Raw genomic sequence first — 13,688 nt, 5'->3', positions numbered from 1 at the left:
CTGTTTCATGGTCAAGCGCGCGCAATCTTAGGCTCTTCCCGTCAAAGCATGAGCTTATTTGGGAAGACCCGTGTCCTGGGGAATTCTATGGTCAGGTGGTATGCCGCGCCACAATCTCACAATGAGCGCGCGCTCTGAAGGGTAGCGAAAGATGAACAGACGAGAGATAGTCTCCGGAATTGGTGCAGCAACAGCCTGGCTCGTAGCGCCGTCATCCACAAGAGCAATGGTGGACAAGCACCAACCTGAAAACCTCTCGGGTGTGGTAGGAGTATCGCAAGCAAAGGGTTCCGAGTCTATACCTCCGTTCGTAGAACACCGCGTTCCACGAGATGGCCATTTCCTGTATGCCCGCGAATACGGGGGGCAGGGGCCAACGTTTGTTCTCTTGCACGGCTATCCTGACAATCTGCATATCTATGACCTGCTTATTCCAGTTCTCGTAGCTGCTGGCCGTCATGTCGTAGCCTTCGATTTTCTTGGCTTTGGGGCTTCCGAGAAACCTGCCGGAGTCGACTATGGCTTCAAACAGCAACTCGGGGATCTGCACGCGGTTGCCGACTTCCTCAAACTCGACAGCATTGTGCCGGTCGCCCACGATGCCGGTGGCGTGGCCGCTATCAACTTCACCTTGTCGAAACCCAAGTTGATTGCAGGGCTCGTTCTTTTGAACACCTTCTATGCAGATGCGCCGACGCTCCGTATACCAGAACTGATCGAACTTTTTTCGTTACCTCAGACACGCGCCTTTGGACTGGCTATGGCTTCCGACCCCAAGCAGCTCGCGTTTCTTCTGAGGTTTCAGCAGCTACAGTTTGAAATTGGCGTCTCGCAAGCCCAGATCGACGTCATTGACAAGCTGGTACAGCCGCTCATCTTCAACAATTTTGCTCAACATCCGAGTGCCGGACCTGCCTTCGCGGCTTTAGCTGCAGATCTTCGTCCCCAGATCGCTGCGAACAATCAGCAAGTGAGCAAGCTAGCAGAGTTGGGCATTCCGACGACCATTGTTTGGGGAAAGAGCGACGCGTATCTCAATGTCGGCGTCGCGCAAAATCTTGCTGGCCACTTCGAAGGAGCCTCAGTACATCTGCTCGATGCCGGCCATTGGCCGCAACTTGATCTGCCAGAAGATGTCGGACGCTACCTTTTGGCGGAGCGCTAATCGAGCCAAGAAACCGTCACCAGGGGTAGGCACGCAATTCACGCTCATCTCCATTGATTTGCCGCGGCAAACGGCAAATTTGGCTCGCGACGAAGAACGAACTTCAAACACGGAAGGGGAATCACATGGGAAACAAGAAGATACTCATCACGGCGGCGACCGGTGTTACCGGCAGCGCGGCCGCCGCCAATCTACTGGGACTAGGCATTCCGGTCCGGGCATTGGTCCACCGAATCGATGCCCGCTCGGAGCAACTGCGCGCCCAAGGCGCGGAAATCGTCGAAGGTGATCTGCTCGACTTTGCAGTCCTCGACAAGGCTCTGCTTGGAATTACGGGGGCATATTTCTGCTATCCAATTCAGATACCGGGGATCATCGAATCGACTGCCTTCTTCACGCAGGCTGCTTTGGACGCCGGCGTCGGCACCATCGTGAACATGTCGCAGATATCAGCACGCAGGATTTCCAAAAGCGTGGCTGCTAGGAATCATTGGATAGCTGAACGACTGCTCGATCGCTCAGGCATTCCAGTCACGCATCTGCGTCCCACCTTCTTTGCCGAATGGTTGATCTATTTCGCGGAAAGCATTCAGAAGGACAGTGTTCTTCCCCTTCCTTTTGGCGACGCCCGTTATGCGCCGATCGCCGCTGAGGATCAGGGACGCGTCATCTCTGCCATTCTCAACGATCCGACCGGGCATGCGGGAAAGATCTATCCACTCTACGGTCCGACGGAGCTCTCGGAATACGAAGTGGCCGACCTCCTGACGGAGATCCTCGGACGAAAGATCACCTATCAGGCCCTTGAGATCAAGGAGTTTATGCCGGTTTGGGAGAAAACAGTAGGATCGAAGACGTTTAACCAGCAGCACATCGCTTCCGTCGCACAGGAGTGTCGCGAAGGACTGTTCTCAGGAACAAACGACTGGGTAGAGAAGATCACGCTTAGGAAGCCACTAGGAATGAGGGAGTTTATTTTGCAGAATAAAGGTCTGTTCGCCTAGAGCAGTGCATAGGGGAAGCGCTGCATTCCTCCGGAAATCGCGAAGCTCATCGCGGAGCATGTTGGCGATACTGTTTTGACGACGCGAGAGATCCAGGTCCTGCGACTCGTTGCGGGCCGTCACTCGAATAAACTCACCGCAGCGCGCCTCACTGTCTCGGAAGACGCGGTCAAGAATCACATGAGTAGCATTCTTACCAAGCTCTCCGCGAACGATCGCACTCATGCCGTTACGATCGCGATGAGGCGTGGTTTCCTCGACGGATAACGTATCATCTCATCTCCGCACCGAGATCGAGGCATCTCACTTCCCCTTGCGACGTTGCGGCACTTTCCTTTTGGTTAGCGGTGGCTGACTTTTCAGGAGCGTATCAAAGGATAGTCTGAAGAAATCATCGATCGGTGTCTTGTTTTGCGAATTCTTCATCAACAGCAACGAGCCGAACCATGCCGCCATCAGGTATCTGGCAAGACTATCCGGATCATGCGACTGGGCAACTTCCCCACTCACTTGAGCTGCTCGGAGGGAAGCAGAGACCGCGGCAATCCAACGATTAAAGCTCTTTTCGATCAACTTCCCGAAGCTCTCTGGCAATGCAGAAGATTCCGCGGTGAAGTTTCCCATAAGGCAGCCGAGAGAGATCTTCTGCCTCTGCTGAAACCTAAGAGCTTCCTCAAATTGGTCGCGTAGGCGTGCAATCTCCGATGGCTGAGGTTTCTTCGACCTGGGCGATCCTTGTGCGACGTCGGGTGGCGTGAACACCTTGTCGGCGACGCAAGCATAGAGATCGAGCGCCTCCAGGCCTAAAAGTTCTTTACTCTTAAAATAGTTGTAGAAGGTTCCCTTGGGAACGCCGACCATATCGAGTATGTCTTGTACACTCGTGCCGTTGTATCCGAACTCATAGAATCGGACATATGCTGCCTCTATGATCTTCTCGCGAGTTCCGGTGTTTGCCATGGCACTCCGTTTACAGTGCAATCATAGCGAAGCTGAGGCCACCTGTCGCTGATCTAGTGCTGGTTGGCATGAAAACCGACCTGCAATTCAGGTCTGAGAGCCGGATGCACCCTGCTTAACCCCAATCCTCCACGTCTCCCTGGGTCCGAAACCGCTCGATGATCTCGAGCATCTCTCGTACCGGCGAGCCCTTATCGATGCAAGCTGAGAAGAGGACGCGCACCTCGAACGGCAAGGTATAGGCTTGCCCGCTCAGGAGAACAATGGGAAATGTCGCGTTTGACGCGCGCATTCTGAGCAGCAACTCTCTGCCGTTCATCTCAGGCATGTCGTAATCCACAAACGCTAGGTCGACAGCGTCGAAGTCTTGTTTCAAAGCCTCGAACGGTCGATCGGAGATGATCACGGTGTACCCGTTGCTTTCAAGAAGAGTCTGACAGAGCTGGAGGCATACAAGATCGTCATCCACACATAAGATCCGGTGTCCGGCTGATGAGGTATCGTCTCTTCTCGCCAACCTAAACCTCCAAGTGCGAACCGATCTATACGCGTGCTTCTTACTGAATTGAGGGAGGCCAAGAGAACTGTCGAGACGGTGGGGCTATTGAGTCGTTCGCCTTGTGTCAATTGACTACCGCAACGTTAACCGACGTACGCCTAAATTCTCTTGTCAAAATCATTCGGCTTTTAGCGGAACAGGCTCGAAAGGCGCACGCATGGTTGTGGGTTCCGATTTCCATCGATGGTTCGTCGAATTCTGCTGGTTCGGTTCACTGCAACCTGTTGCCTATCAACAGATTGGGCGGTCTCCCTGGACTGGTCTCGTTCCAGAAAGGGAGGAAACACCCTAAAAGCCCCCCCACGAATGGGTAATTCCTTTTCACGTTTAGCGCGTACGACTGGTCGTATTATCGATTACACCAGATCATAAGGCGGTGACGGACATGAACGACAGACGTAACCCACAGCCGTATCAGGACCTTAATGGAGGTTTGCTCCCGTCAATCGGAAACACCATGTACATCCGGTCCGCATTAGAGATGCGCGGCAGAACAGCGGTGATACCTCTATTGCCTCACATCCGAACGACAAATGCTTCGGTTGACTACGTTCATCTGCCAAGGCTGGTCGTCACGGTCCATCTCAACTCTGCCCGCGTGCAACAACGGTGGCTGCTTGATGTTTCTGCCGATACCAAGATCGACACTGGCAAAAACCTCAGTATCGACGCTGAATGGGCACTTTCGCCTGAGGTGGCTCATACGTGCGATTCCGTGCAGTTCCATCTTCCGCGGACAACGCTCAACGACTTCACCGACGCGAACGGGCTGCCTCGACTCTCCATTGAATGCCATGGGGATTTGAGTGAGTCTCCGGTCTTTGCTCAGCTTACGAGCCTTATCATTCCCTGTATCGAAGCGCCCTCTCTCTTCTCGTCCACCTTCATGAATCATTTTGTGATGCTCTTTTGCTCACATGTGGTTCATCTTTGGAGCTCCCGTCCGAAGGACGAAGAGGTACATAGCGGCGGTCTCTCCACCTGGCAGAGGCGGCGGGCGATGGAGCTCTTGTCAAAGGGAACGTACGACGATGTCAAGCTGGCGGTAATTGCCAAAGAGTGCCGCTTGTCTGTGAGCCATTTCGCGCGGTCCTTCAAGAAAACCTTTGGACTTCCAGTTCACCGCTGGGTTATCGATCAGCGAGTCGATCACGCTAAACAACTTCTTCTCAACTCCAATGAATCCCTTATAGAGATTGCCTTCCGCGCCGGATTTTGTGACCAAGCGTCGTTCAATCGGACATTCGCCAAGCTCACTGGCACCAGCCCCGGCCGTTGGCGTAGGAACTTCAAGGTCTAATCCCCCTTGTTGTGGAGTTTGCATATCGAATGACTCGCTAACGCCTGCGTGCGCGGTTGATGAGTTCTTCGACAGCCAGTGTTGCGAAACCACGCGAGCCTGAATCGCGCATGAAGCGCTCCGAGACATGGAAGCTGAAGTAGATACCGCAAAGCTCGAAGACAAACTGCTCCGCGTCAAGATCCTGGCGGAAGTCGTCCATTGCGATGGCCTGGGTAACGAGCTACCGCAGGTGAGTACACCAACGAACTCCTTCCTCTAAGAGAGAATCTCGGACCGAACCTTCACGGTCATCGAATTCGAAAAAGCCGGCTAGGAGCGGAGCGCCGCCCAACGCCGTCGGACGAGACGCCCACGTCAGCCAGTTCGAGATGGTGGCTTCCAATCGAGGGAGCCCTTCGGCAACATTGAGAGCTGGGGACACAACCTCCGAGCGAAAGACAGTACCAATGTGCTTGATCAGCTCCCGGTGAAGTTGCTCTATCGATTTGAAATGAGCAAAGAGGCCACTCTTCGACATTCCTATGTGTTTTGCGAGATTCCCTAATGTCACTCCGGAAAACCCATAGATACAGACGATCTCGAATGCAGCTTGAAGTATGTGCGACCGCGTCCCCTGCTCATTGTTTCTTACAGTCATGCTCGCTCGATCCTTCAGCGTTGACAGAAGGTGAACACCCTCGCAGAGGCTGCTCGATTTTTTGCGCCAAGGCCACAATGGCAACCAGATAACGATATGGTGCCGATCAGCCTAATGCTTGGCTTATCGCGCTGAGTTTTGTCTGAAGACATCGTCAAAGAAGAAGTTGTCATACACAATTGCTGAGTGAGACGGCAAAATAATACGACTGGTCGTGTTATTTAAAGAGCCCGAGTGTTGCTTGAACTTGAGGCGACTGATGCAGGCCTATCACGAAGGCCAGATTACATTCAACGGGTTTCGGAGTAAAAGCGGTCCTACAGGGCAAACGGAGCCTGGAAATCCTATGCGCCATGCGACCGGAACCCGTTCGCCTCAGCCGACTCATGAGGCTCATTCCCAAGGCGTCGAAGAAGGCACTAAGAGCCAATCTTGGATCCTTGGAGTCCGCACGCATCGTTGTGAGAAGGGATTTTGAGCGATACCTTGCTTCATGTTGAATACGACTTTGTCGATGACACGAGCGAGACAATCTGGGCCATCTTGGATCATCTCGCCGCTTGGGGAATGATCTTGAAAGCAAGAGCGAAGATCACTCCTTCGCGGGCTTGATCGGTGAACCTGACATTGCCATTCTGAGGATTGTGCAGACTCGCGTCACTTTGTCGATTGTTTCGAACAATCCTGAAGCCTATTTGCCAAGACGCCTTGAAGCCAGATTCGTAGTCTAGGAAATGACCGACGAGTTCGGCGCTCGAAAGATATAGGGAGTCCTCATGCATAAGGATCTAGACGGCAGAGTCGCGATCGTCACCGGAAGTTCCAAGGGGTTCGGCTCGGCCATCGCAAAAGCGCTGGCAGCCGAAGGGGCGTTAACAGTCGTGAATTATGTTTCAGACAAAACCGGTGCGGAAAAGACTGTGGCCGCAATCACTGCAGCGGGCGGCATTGCGATAGCAATTCAGGGATCAGTCAGTCACCTCTCGGAGGTGAGGCGGATCTTCGAGGAGGCGATTGCGGCTTTCGGTAAGGTAGACATCCTCGTCAATAACGCAGGCGTTTACACGTTTGGTCCTCTCGCGGAGATCGAAGAGGCAGAGTACCGGAGGCAATTCGATACGAATGTCTTAGGAACACTTCTGATGTGCAAGGAAGGTTCTCTCCGCTTTGGCGACGCCGGCGGAAGCATCATCAACATCGGCACCGCCGGTACGACTCTCAATCTGCCTGGCACGGTGATGTACACGGCAACCAAAGCAGCCTCCGATTCCATCACCCATGTTCTCGCCAAAGAACTAGGCAGGCGCGGTATCCGAGTGAACTCGGTAAATCCCGGGATTGTACTGACCGAGGGTGTCAGTGCCTTGGGAATGAATTCTGAGACGGCCTTTGTGGTTGACCTTGTTGCCCAAACGCCACTGGGGCGCGCTGGAACGACCCAGGACGTTGCGGATGTCGTTACCTTTCTTGCCTCTGACAAATCACGCTGGGTCACCGGGCAAATCATACAAGCCTCGGGCGGACTGCAATAAAACCAAGCAGTTCGCCATCGCTCCGGATGCGCTCTCTTGATCACGGGTCATGCTGTCTACGTTTCTAGTGGAGGGTTGACTGAGCATTTCATCCGATTCGGCAACCACTGACCCTCACCGAGTGATTGCTCCCCTAATACAAGTCAACCCGGAAACAGGAGAGAACATGAAAACCTTCAAGATACTCAGCATCGGCATCGCCGCCGGCATTGCGGTCGCAGCACTTCTTTGTACAACAGGACAAGCAGCGGCTCAAGAGTCCAAACCCAGCAAGATAGGAACAGTGGTGCTCGTTCATGGGGCATGGGCGGACGGTTCATCCTGGACAAAGGTCATCCCGCGTCTGGAGGAGAAGGGTCTCAACGTGGTGGCGGTCCAGCTTCCGCTGACGTCTCTGGCCAACGATGTTGCCACGGTAGAGCGTGCGATCGCGATTGCGCCTCCGCCGGTACTCCTCGTAGGTCATTCATATGCCGGAGTCGTCATCACACAAGCTGGAAATGATCCAAAAGTTATTGGCTTGGTATACGTGGCGGCGTACGCACCAGACGCGGGCGAGTCGGCTGTGACGCTCAATTCCATGTATCCACCTGCCCCCATAGCTGCGGACAATTTGATCACGTCAGACTCTCTCGGAAACCTGAAGCTGCTGCCAAAAGGAATCTTGACCGACTTCGCAGAAGATCTACCTCTGAGAGAGAAGACGACGCTTATCGCGACTCAAGGCCCAACAGCCCAAGATGTGTTGGGTACACCGGTCACGGCGCAGCATGGCGGACCAAGCCATCCTGGTTCATCATTGCAGGGCGAGATCGCATCATTCAGCCACAGTTGGAAGAGTTCATGTCAAAACGCATGAATGCCGTCACCATCACCGCTGATTCGTGCCACGTGATCATCCTGGCTAAACCAGACGAGGTCACAGACGTTATTGTTCGGGCCAGTCAATCTTTCGACAAGTAAAGAGTGCCGGTTGGAAGGCGCTGGCGCGTTGTTCAAGTGAGCTGATGCGCCAACTGCCTCACACCTGCCCTCCTCTATTCGGAAGCTGATTGTTCGACTTCTTCCTTTTCGCTGCGAAGGTACGCCAACCCTGGGAGGCTCTTTCGATCTCCTTGAGAGAAAAACAATGAAGGAAAACATCACGAACCGCCCTGATCTTGAAGAGGCACTGCAGACAAAATTGGTTGAAGAGCATGTTCATCAACCAAGACCTGAAGAGCTCAAGCCTCAATTGAAAGTTGACGAGACCCCCTTTCGCAAAGGCATGCGAGAGAAGGTCGAAACGGTAGAAGTATCGACATTTAAACCAAAGGGTTAGAAGTAGTCATACCGCGAGGGTCAAGGCTATCGCCGGACAGATCGACAACATAAAGGGGAGTGGCATGGGAAAGCTCGATGGAAAAGTTGCTCTGATCACCGGCGGCACGAGCGGAATTGGCTTTGCTACTGCAAGGCTCTTTGTAGCCGAGGGGGCACAGATCTACGTAACCGGGCGCCGCAAAGACAAGGTTGAAGAAGCCGTGACGAAGATCGGTAAAGGATGTATCGGCGTACAAGGAAACGTCGCAGATATGGCCGACCTCGATCGACTCTTCAATCAAATTACAAAGGAGTTCGGAAGACTTGATATTGTCTTCGCGAACGCAGGAACGGCGGAATACGCACCCATGGGCCAGATCGACGGAGCGCATTTTGAACGAATCTTCAACGCAAACGTGAAGGGTTTGCTTTTCAGTGTGCAGAAGGCTTTACCGCTGATGCGAGAGGGCTCGACGGTCGTCCTGACCAGTTCCGTAGTCGGGAGCAAGGGCTTCTCATCTAATTCGGTGTACGCGGCTTCCAAAGCTGCTATCCGATCTTTCGCGCGGACTTGGACGACAGACCTCAAGGATCGCAAGATCCGTGTCAACGTCGTCAGTCCAGGGTCGATTGACACGGAGGGATTCCGCGAGTTGGTAGGGACTTCGCCGGTCGGCCAACAGCGTATGACCAACTTAGCGAAGGCAGTTCCAGTCGGCCGAACCGGCCATCCAGATGAGATCGCGAAGGCGGTCTTGTTCCTTGCCTCTGATGACAGCAGCTACATCACTGGAACTGAAATCTTTGTCGATGGCGGTCTGGGGCAGGTCTAGCATGGTCCATCGTTCGTGTTCTCTTTGAGGATTGTAAGGGGATCCGTTTCTCCCTCAGTCGGGCAACACCCTTTCGTCACTAGAGCGCCGCAGGCAGCAAAGGGGACAATGCAGAAGCAGGAACGAGGCTGTTACGAAACGAGTTGTTCAGCAAGCAACCCGGAGAGGTCGCTGACGAGATACCGCTTTATCGTTCCTGATCTTGTTGCGCCGGGAGACAGATCAAAGCTACATCCAGCTCAAGTTAGCTTCGCCTTCTCCTGTATGCGTTGCGTTCTCCGTGTCCCCTTAGCAATTGCTAAATTCGACGAAGAGAGATCGCGCGCCTCTTGGAAGGCTCTGACGATGTGCTCGCCCAAATCAATCGAACCGTCGTTGAACCATGCCGAGACGCCATGGCTGAGCGTAGCCATGCCCATCTGTGACGCAAGATTTGCCTGCGGAACCGTCAGGCCACGCTCGCATAGTGCCGATGCCAGGGCGGCAGTCAACGCTCTGGTCTTGTCTGTCGCGCGTTCCTGTAATGCCTGGCTGCTGGCAATCACGCGTTGACGAGGCTCAGTGAAGGGCCGGTTCTCAATGAACATCTGCTTCACCGAGTCGAACGCGAAAAACAGAGCATCCCATGGGCCAAGTGTTTTAGGAGCGTCTCGTACCGCCTCCGTCACCGCTTCAATGAACGCAGCGCCACCGTCGAATAATACCTCTCGCTTGTCTGGAAAGTGACGGAAGAACGTCCGCTCTGTCACGCCCGCCTTCGCGGCAATCTCAGCCGCCGTGGTCTCCTCATACCCGCGCTCGCGGAACAGCTCCAGTGCCGCCCATTGAAGACGCTTCCGTACTTCCTCCCTGTTCCTTGGCATGGGTCTCCGCCTTATTGTCAGTGACTGACGATACGTGTACCATCTGTCAGTGACTGGGTATTGTGTCAGTCACTGACAATTCTAGTTCACGGCCGGGATTGTATGACCTTCATCCGCTCGTTGAGCCTCAGTTCGACTCGGCGAGCCACATCAACGGAGAACCTTATGACCAATCCCAAGCCGACTATGATGAAAGCGCTCTACTTCAAAACCATAGGCAAGCCACTCGATGTGCTCTGCCTGGAGGACGTCGCTATCCCCATCCCTGGCACCGGACAACTCCGTGTGCGGGTTCACGCTTGTGCTCTCAACCCTGCGGATTGGGCGGTCTGCGAGGGATTTCTGCCAGTCCCTCCGCCAAAAGGGATTGGATTCGATGTCGCCGGAACCGTGGACGCACTTGGCGAGGGTGTCACGAGCTTCAACGTCGGCGATCTAGTATTTGGCGTTCCGGACTACATAGGCCAACCCACCGGAGGAGCTGCCGAGTACGCCATCCTCAAAGTCTTCCTGCCTATTCCAGAGGGCCTAGACATCACCGAGGCAGCGGCCCTGCCTATGGCGGTGGAGACGGCAGCGCGCAGTATCGATCTTCTGCCGCTGACTGCCGGCCAGACCCTTATGGTGAACGGCGGTGGAACCATGACGGGATTTGCTGCCGTTCAAATCGCCTTGCTTCGTGGCGCGAATGTCATCGCCTCGGCAGGTGAGACCTTTGCCGATCGCCTGCGTGACCTAGGAGCGGAGGTCACGCCCTATGGCGAAGGAATGGTTGAGCGCGTTCGCGAACTTGCAGACGGAGCGCCTGACTTTGCGCTACATGCCGCTCAGGTCAAAGGTAGTCTCCCCGATCTGGTCAAGATCGTGGACGGCGATCCGAAGCGTGTGTTCAGCTTTGCGGATCGGGACGAAGCGGGCATCGGCGTCCGCACCGCGTGGAAGGAGCAGAGATCTGGTGGCCCACGATACGACGTTCTTGGGCACTATGCGCAACTCGCCGCCGAAGGCCGTTTCTCGATTCCGATCGCTCGAACGTTTGCTTTGGAAGATTGGCGTGAGGCAGCAGAGAGCAGCATGAGCAAGAAGGCACATGGCAAGCTCGTGCTGCTGCCAGGAACTTCGAATGCTGGAAACGTATAGGTCTGCGCGAGAAGGCGACTCCCAACCTTCTTGAAAGAGCCGTCCGATGCATCTTTGACGGAAGAGTGAATCTTCGGGCCCTAGGACCTCTGCATTCAACGTAGCTTTTAAACAGGTAAGAATGAGACGATGTCCTAGCAATTGCGAGGACATCGCCGTCTATGGCTTATATACAGGGTGCTGAATCTCATCACGTCCTTCCATCCTTGGAACCCGACTAGTTCCGGGGATTGCCAGGTTCATTTTGCTTCACTCGCTGCACATCTGTAAGGACACGTTCCAAGTCTTTTGTTCCTCCAACCACGGCACATCGCAGGTTTCGAGCTAGGCACCTGAGGACGTTGGACATCACAGCTGCATTGCTGCGAGCAAGTATGACGTCCGGCCTGACGTGACCCATGTGCGAGATCACGGATATAGAAGCACGGAGCGGTTCTCGCGAACCTAGCTTGCGAAGAAGTACGATAGTCGCCGCCGCCGCGATCTCAGGACCAAAACGAAAGGTCTGCGATAGTAAGCACCGATGGCGTGTTTGAACGTGGTCCATTGCGTTCACAAGCTCCTGCGAACGCCGCGGAACGCGATCGAGTGCGTTGTTGCACATTTCACATGCGCCGGGAAGCGCCCTCGGGCTTCGCAGGCAATCGAGCGATTGAAGGCTATGTAGAGAGCCGAAGAGGGCTTGCTGCCACGATCATCTGCTGCCCGTAGGCAAAGGGGCCGTTTGCCAGCACCAGGGCGCGCGAGCAAAGTGCCCAGAACGGCCAATATACGGCGAACTTCATGATAGGACTCCTGTCTCAACGGCAATGCAGACGCAAGCACGCGGCTCGATCCTCATGAGGTAGGACCTACCTAGATTCTGAGAATCTGTGATTCCTACAGGCGGTGACTTCGGGGCAAGTGTTCAGGACTGTGTATCCATGCCTGGCCAACGTTATCGTTAACCGAGACATTGAAGGACGCTGTCCGCAACACCAGCACGGCCACCGGGTGGAAGCGTACCGGATTCGACTTCAAGGCATTTTCGAAAACTGCGGGCGGAGCTTTAGCGCAGCCATTCTGGGAGGCAGGCATTCCCATCTGAGCGCATTGATTGTGCATCATGCGGCAACAGGCACGCTCCGCAGCCGTCATTTCGGATTCGGGAGTGACGCACGCCATCAAGGGAGCTGCACAAGAGAGCAGCGAAAGCAGTGCGACTCCGAGATGGCGAAAAGCTTTCATTTCTACTTTAGGATAAGCCTCGTAAGGCTCAGGGTATTACGAAACCTGCATATCCTTTTGTTCTTAACGACATCCGGCGGGTTCCTCAAGAATGGGCAGTTTGCCAATCTGTCGACGTCTGAAAGTTGCTCGGTTGGTGCAAATCGCCTATGCGCGATTCGACCGCTGATTTGCGATGCACGTGCGGACACTCTCTGCGTTTATCCTTATGTTGAGGTGACATGAGTACACACGAGATATTGGAAGCCATCGACAAACAGATCACGCGCCTGCAACAGGCCCGGACCCTACTCTCTAGCGCCACTCCAGATACTCCTGCCGTTGCCGCAACAAGAAAGCCAAGCGGTAAGCGGCGTGGCCGGCCCAAAGGATCAATCAACAAGAAGTCTGAAGCTACAGCTTCAACCCCGGCAAAGAAAGTCAGAGCCATCATCAGTGGCGAAGGTAAGGCGCGGATTGCGGCAGCACAAAAGGCTCGTTGGGCCGTGCTAAAGAACAGCAACAACGTCGCCAAGCCCGCAGCAAAGAAGAACTTTACAATACAGAGCAAGAAGACCGTGATGCCTGCAAAGAAGGTTGCCGCTAAGCGTGCGCCTACTGTGAAGGATGTCGCGACGACAAAAGAAATGTAGAACGACAGCTCCGGTTCAGGGTGGGTCGCTCGTTCCCGCCTCATGCGGACGCGATTATCTTGAACCGGAGTGGCGAACTACCGCCTCGATTGCGGAATGCGACCCAGGCGTGGGTCGTGGCTCAGAATGAGATCGCATGCATGAAGAGCCCACTGTTCAAATTCGGCACAATCAGCCGGCAGGACGAGCCAGTGACCAATCTTGCTTCCCAGGCCCTGAATCGGGCGAAGCGACGGTAAGGCCTGACGAAGCTCTGCGTCCATGGGATCAGTGGCTTCGGAAAGGACGAGCCACACACCGTTATCTTTGGGATACTTGGCATGATCCAGCAGCATGAAGAGGCGGGTATGGACATATACAGCCCATCGGAAAACATCCGGCGCACTTCTGGCTCTAAAGTCGCGAGGGCCTCCAGAACAAACGAATGCGGCGGTCTCGGCTTCAGCTTTGGGTGACGCGGCATTTCGATCCTCCATTTGGTTCCCGTAACAGTTGACCAAGTTATGCCCCAATTTCGCGTGGGTGAGGTCC

Annotated in this window: 17 protein-coding genes; 11 read left to right on the top strand and 6 right to left on the bottom strand. The window is 54.5% G+C overall.

The genetic code is table 11. From position 1 onward, the window contains the following. Positions 1 to 151: 151 nt before the first annotated feature. The 3 genes from HDF16_RS23430 to HDF16_RS23420 all read left to right on the top strand — a co-directional run bounded on the left by HDF16_RS23430 (position 152) and on the right by HDF16_RS23420 (position 2,436). On the top strand, positions 152 to 1,165 hold the full coding sequence (locus HDF16_RS23430; protein WP_348641405.1) for an alpha/beta fold hydrolase: 1,014 nt from the start codon (positions 152 to 154) through the stop codon (positions 1,163 to 1,165). Positions 1,166 to 1,290: 125 nt separating this feature from the next. Beyond that, positions 1,291 to 2,169: an NmrA family NAD(P)-binding protein gene (locus tag HDF16_RS23425; protein ID WP_184222198.1), complete on the top strand. Its 879-nt coding sequence runs from the start codon at positions 1,291 to 1,293 to the stop codon at positions 2,167 to 2,169. A gap of 75 nt (positions 2,170 to 2,244) precedes the next feature. After that, complete coding sequence (locus HDF16_RS23420; protein ID WP_221313050.1) at positions 2,245 to 2,436, top strand: response regulator transcription factor; 192 nt, start codon at positions 2,245 to 2,247, stop codon at positions 2,434 to 2,436. Positions 2,437 to 2,472: 36 nt separating this feature from the next. Here the strand turns inward: HDF16_RS23420 and HDF16_RS23415 are convergent, their stop codons facing one another. Beyond that, on the bottom strand, positions 2,473 to 3,129 hold the full coding sequence (locus HDF16_RS23415; RefSeq protein WP_184222196.1) for a TetR/AcrR family transcriptional regulator: 657 nt from the start codon (positions 3,127 to 3,129) through the stop codon (positions 2,473 to 2,475). A 115-nt stretch (positions 3,130 to 3,244) separates the two neighbouring features. Beyond that, positions 3,245 to 3,598, bottom strand: coding sequence for a response regulator (locus HDF16_RS23410; protein WP_184222194.1), 354 nt, complete (start codon positions 3,596 to 3,598; stop codon positions 3,245 to 3,247). A gap of 475 nt (positions 3,599 to 4,073) precedes the next feature. Between HDF16_RS23410 and HDF16_RS23405 the strand changes: the two genes are divergently transcribed. Continuing rightward, positions 4,074 to 4,988, top strand: coding sequence for a helix-turn-helix domain-containing protein (locus HDF16_RS23405; RefSeq protein WP_184222192.1), 915 nt, complete (start codon positions 4,074 to 4,076; stop codon positions 4,986 to 4,988). Between the two features lie 37 nt (positions 4,989 to 5,025). Here HDF16_RS23405 and HDF16_RS32000 read toward each other — a convergent pair whose 3' ends face one another. Continuing rightward, positions 5,026 to 5,190 (bottom strand): hypothetical protein, encoded by a 165-nt coding sequence (locus HDF16_RS32000; RefSeq protein WP_184222190.1) that lies wholly within the window; start codon positions 5,188 to 5,190, stop codon positions 5,026 to 5,028. A 21-nt stretch (positions 5,191 to 5,211) separates the two neighbouring features. Then, positions 5,212 to 5,628: a TetR/AcrR family transcriptional regulator gene (locus HDF16_RS31995; RefSeq protein WP_184222188.1), complete on the bottom strand. Its 417-nt coding sequence runs from the start codon at positions 5,626 to 5,628 to the stop codon at positions 5,212 to 5,214. 269 nt (positions 5,629 to 5,897) lie between these two features. Between HDF16_RS31995 and HDF16_RS31990 the strand changes: the two genes are divergently transcribed. The 5 genes from HDF16_RS31990 (at position 5,898) to HDF16_RS23370 (ending at position 9,295) form a co-directional block, all read left to right on the top strand. After that, positions 5,898 to 6,128, top strand: a complete 231-nt coding sequence (locus HDF16_RS31990) for a winged helix-turn-helix transcriptional regulator (RefSeq protein WP_432432272.1) — start codon at positions 5,898 to 5,900, stop codon at positions 6,126 to 6,128. Between the two features lie 276 nt (positions 6,129 to 6,404). Beyond that, complete coding sequence (locus tag HDF16_RS23385; protein ID WP_184222184.1) at positions 6,405 to 7,160, top strand: glucose 1-dehydrogenase; 756 nt, start codon at positions 6,405 to 6,407, stop codon at positions 7,158 to 7,160. Between the two features lie 166 nt (positions 7,161 to 7,326). Continuing rightward, entirely contained in the window at positions 7,327 to 8,019 is a 693-nt protein-coding gene (locus HDF16_RS23380; RefSeq protein WP_246409813.1) for an alpha/beta hydrolase, read from the top strand. 270 nt (positions 8,020 to 8,289) lie between these two features. Next, on the top strand, positions 8,290 to 8,481 hold the full coding sequence (locus HDF16_RS23375; protein ID WP_184222182.1) for a hypothetical protein: 192 nt from the start codon (positions 8,290 to 8,292) through the stop codon (positions 8,479 to 8,481). 64 nt (positions 8,482 to 8,545) lie between these two features. Continuing rightward, on the top strand, positions 8,546 to 9,295 hold the full coding sequence (locus HDF16_RS23370; protein ID WP_184222180.1) for an SDR family NAD(P)-dependent oxidoreductase: 750 nt from the start codon (positions 8,546 to 8,548) through the stop codon (positions 9,293 to 9,295). Between the two features lie 239 nt (positions 9,296 to 9,534). Here the strand turns inward: HDF16_RS23370 and HDF16_RS23365 are convergent, their stop codons facing one another. Beyond that, complete coding sequence (locus HDF16_RS23365; protein ID WP_184222178.1) at positions 9,535 to 10,158, bottom strand: TetR/AcrR family transcriptional regulator; 624 nt, start codon at positions 10,156 to 10,158, stop codon at positions 9,535 to 9,537. A 165-nt stretch (positions 10,159 to 10,323) separates the two neighbouring features. On the opposite strand from HDF16_RS23365, the gene HDF16_RS23360 reads away from it, so the two are divergent. Then, positions 10,324 to 11,298, top strand: a complete 975-nt coding sequence (locus tag HDF16_RS23360) for an NADP-dependent oxidoreductase (protein WP_221313048.1) — start codon at positions 10,324 to 10,326, stop codon at positions 11,296 to 11,298. A gap of 659 nt (positions 11,299 to 11,957) precedes the next feature. On the opposite strand, the gene HDF16_RS31355 is transcribed toward HDF16_RS23360, so the two are convergent. After that, the gene (locus HDF16_RS31355) at positions 11,958 to 12,083 is read right to left on the bottom strand and encodes a hypothetical protein (RefSeq protein ID WP_281383548.1); all 126 of its coding nucleotides are present in this window, start codon (positions 12,081 to 12,083) and stop codon (positions 11,958 to 11,960) included. A 681-nt stretch (positions 12,084 to 12,764) separates the two neighbouring features. Between HDF16_RS31355 and HDF16_RS23350 the strand changes: the two genes are divergently transcribed. Continuing rightward, a complete protein-coding gene (locus tag HDF16_RS23350) occupies positions 12,765 to 13,157 on the top strand; it encodes a hypothetical protein (RefSeq protein WP_184222174.1) in 393 nt (130 codons plus the stop codon). Positions 13,158 to 13,688 lie beyond the last annotated feature (531 nt).

The sequence above is a fragment of the Granulicella aggregans genome, from assembly GCF_014203275.1.
Classification (GTDB): Bacteria; Acidobacteriota; Terriglobia; order Terriglobales; family Acidobacteriaceae; genus Edaphobacter.
Note: the sequence above shows the minus strand (reverse complement) of the source record. Positions and strands in the feature narration are given on the sequence as shown.

What these genes read in the sequence shown, in the direction of transcription:
- HDF16_RS23360 (WP_221313048.1), top strand. Translation starts at nt 10,324, where the DNA reads ATGACCAATCCCAAGCCGACTATGATGAAAGCGCTCTACTTCAAAACC.
- HDF16_RS23425 (WP_184222198.1), top strand. Translation starts at nt 1,291, where the DNA reads ATGGGAAACAAGAAGATACTCATCACGGCGGCGACCGGTGTTACCGGC.
- HDF16_RS23405 (WP_184222192.1), top strand. Translation starts at nt 4,074, where the DNA reads ATGAACGACAGACGTAACCCACAGCCGTATCAGGACCTTAATGGAGGT.
- HDF16_RS23370 (WP_184222180.1), top strand. Translation starts at nt 8,546, where the DNA reads ATGGGAAAGCTCGATGGAAAAGTTGCTCTGATCACCGGCGGCACGAGC.
- HDF16_RS23415 (WP_184222196.1), bottom strand. Translation starts at nt 3,129, where the DNA reads ATGGCAAACACCGGAACTCGCGAGAAGATCATAGAGGCAGCATATGTC.
- HDF16_RS31355 (WP_281383548.1), bottom strand. Translation starts at nt 12,083, where the DNA reads ATGAAGTTCGCCGTATATTGGCCGTTCTGGGCACTTTGCTCGCGCGCC.
- HDF16_RS23430 (WP_348641405.1), top strand. Translation starts at nt 152, where the DNA reads ATGAACAGACGAGAGATAGTCTCCGGAATTGGTGCAGCAACAGCCTGG.
- HDF16_RS23385 (WP_184222184.1), top strand. Translation starts at nt 6,405, where the DNA reads ATGCATAAGGATCTAGACGGCAGAGTCGCGATCGTCACCGGAAGTTCC.
- HDF16_RS23375 (WP_184222182.1), top strand. Translation starts at nt 8,290, where the DNA reads ATGAAGGAAAACATCACGAACCGCCCTGATCTTGAAGAGGCACTGCAG.
- HDF16_RS23365 (WP_184222178.1), bottom strand. Translation starts at nt 10,158, where the DNA reads ATGCCAAGGAACAGGGAGGAAGTACGGAAGCGTCTTCAATGGGCGGCA.
- HDF16_RS23380 (WP_246409813.1), top strand. Translation starts at nt 7,327, where the DNA reads ATGAAAACCTTCAAGATACTCAGCATCGGCATCGCCGCCGGCATTGCG.
- HDF16_RS32000 (WP_184222190.1), bottom strand. Translation starts at nt 5,190, where the DNA reads ATGGACGACTTCCGCCAGGATCTTGACGCGGAGCAGTTTGTCTTCGAG.
- HDF16_RS31995 (WP_184222188.1), bottom strand. Translation starts at nt 5,628, where the DNA reads ATGACTGTAAGAAACAATGAGCAGGGGACGCGGTCGCACATACTTCAA.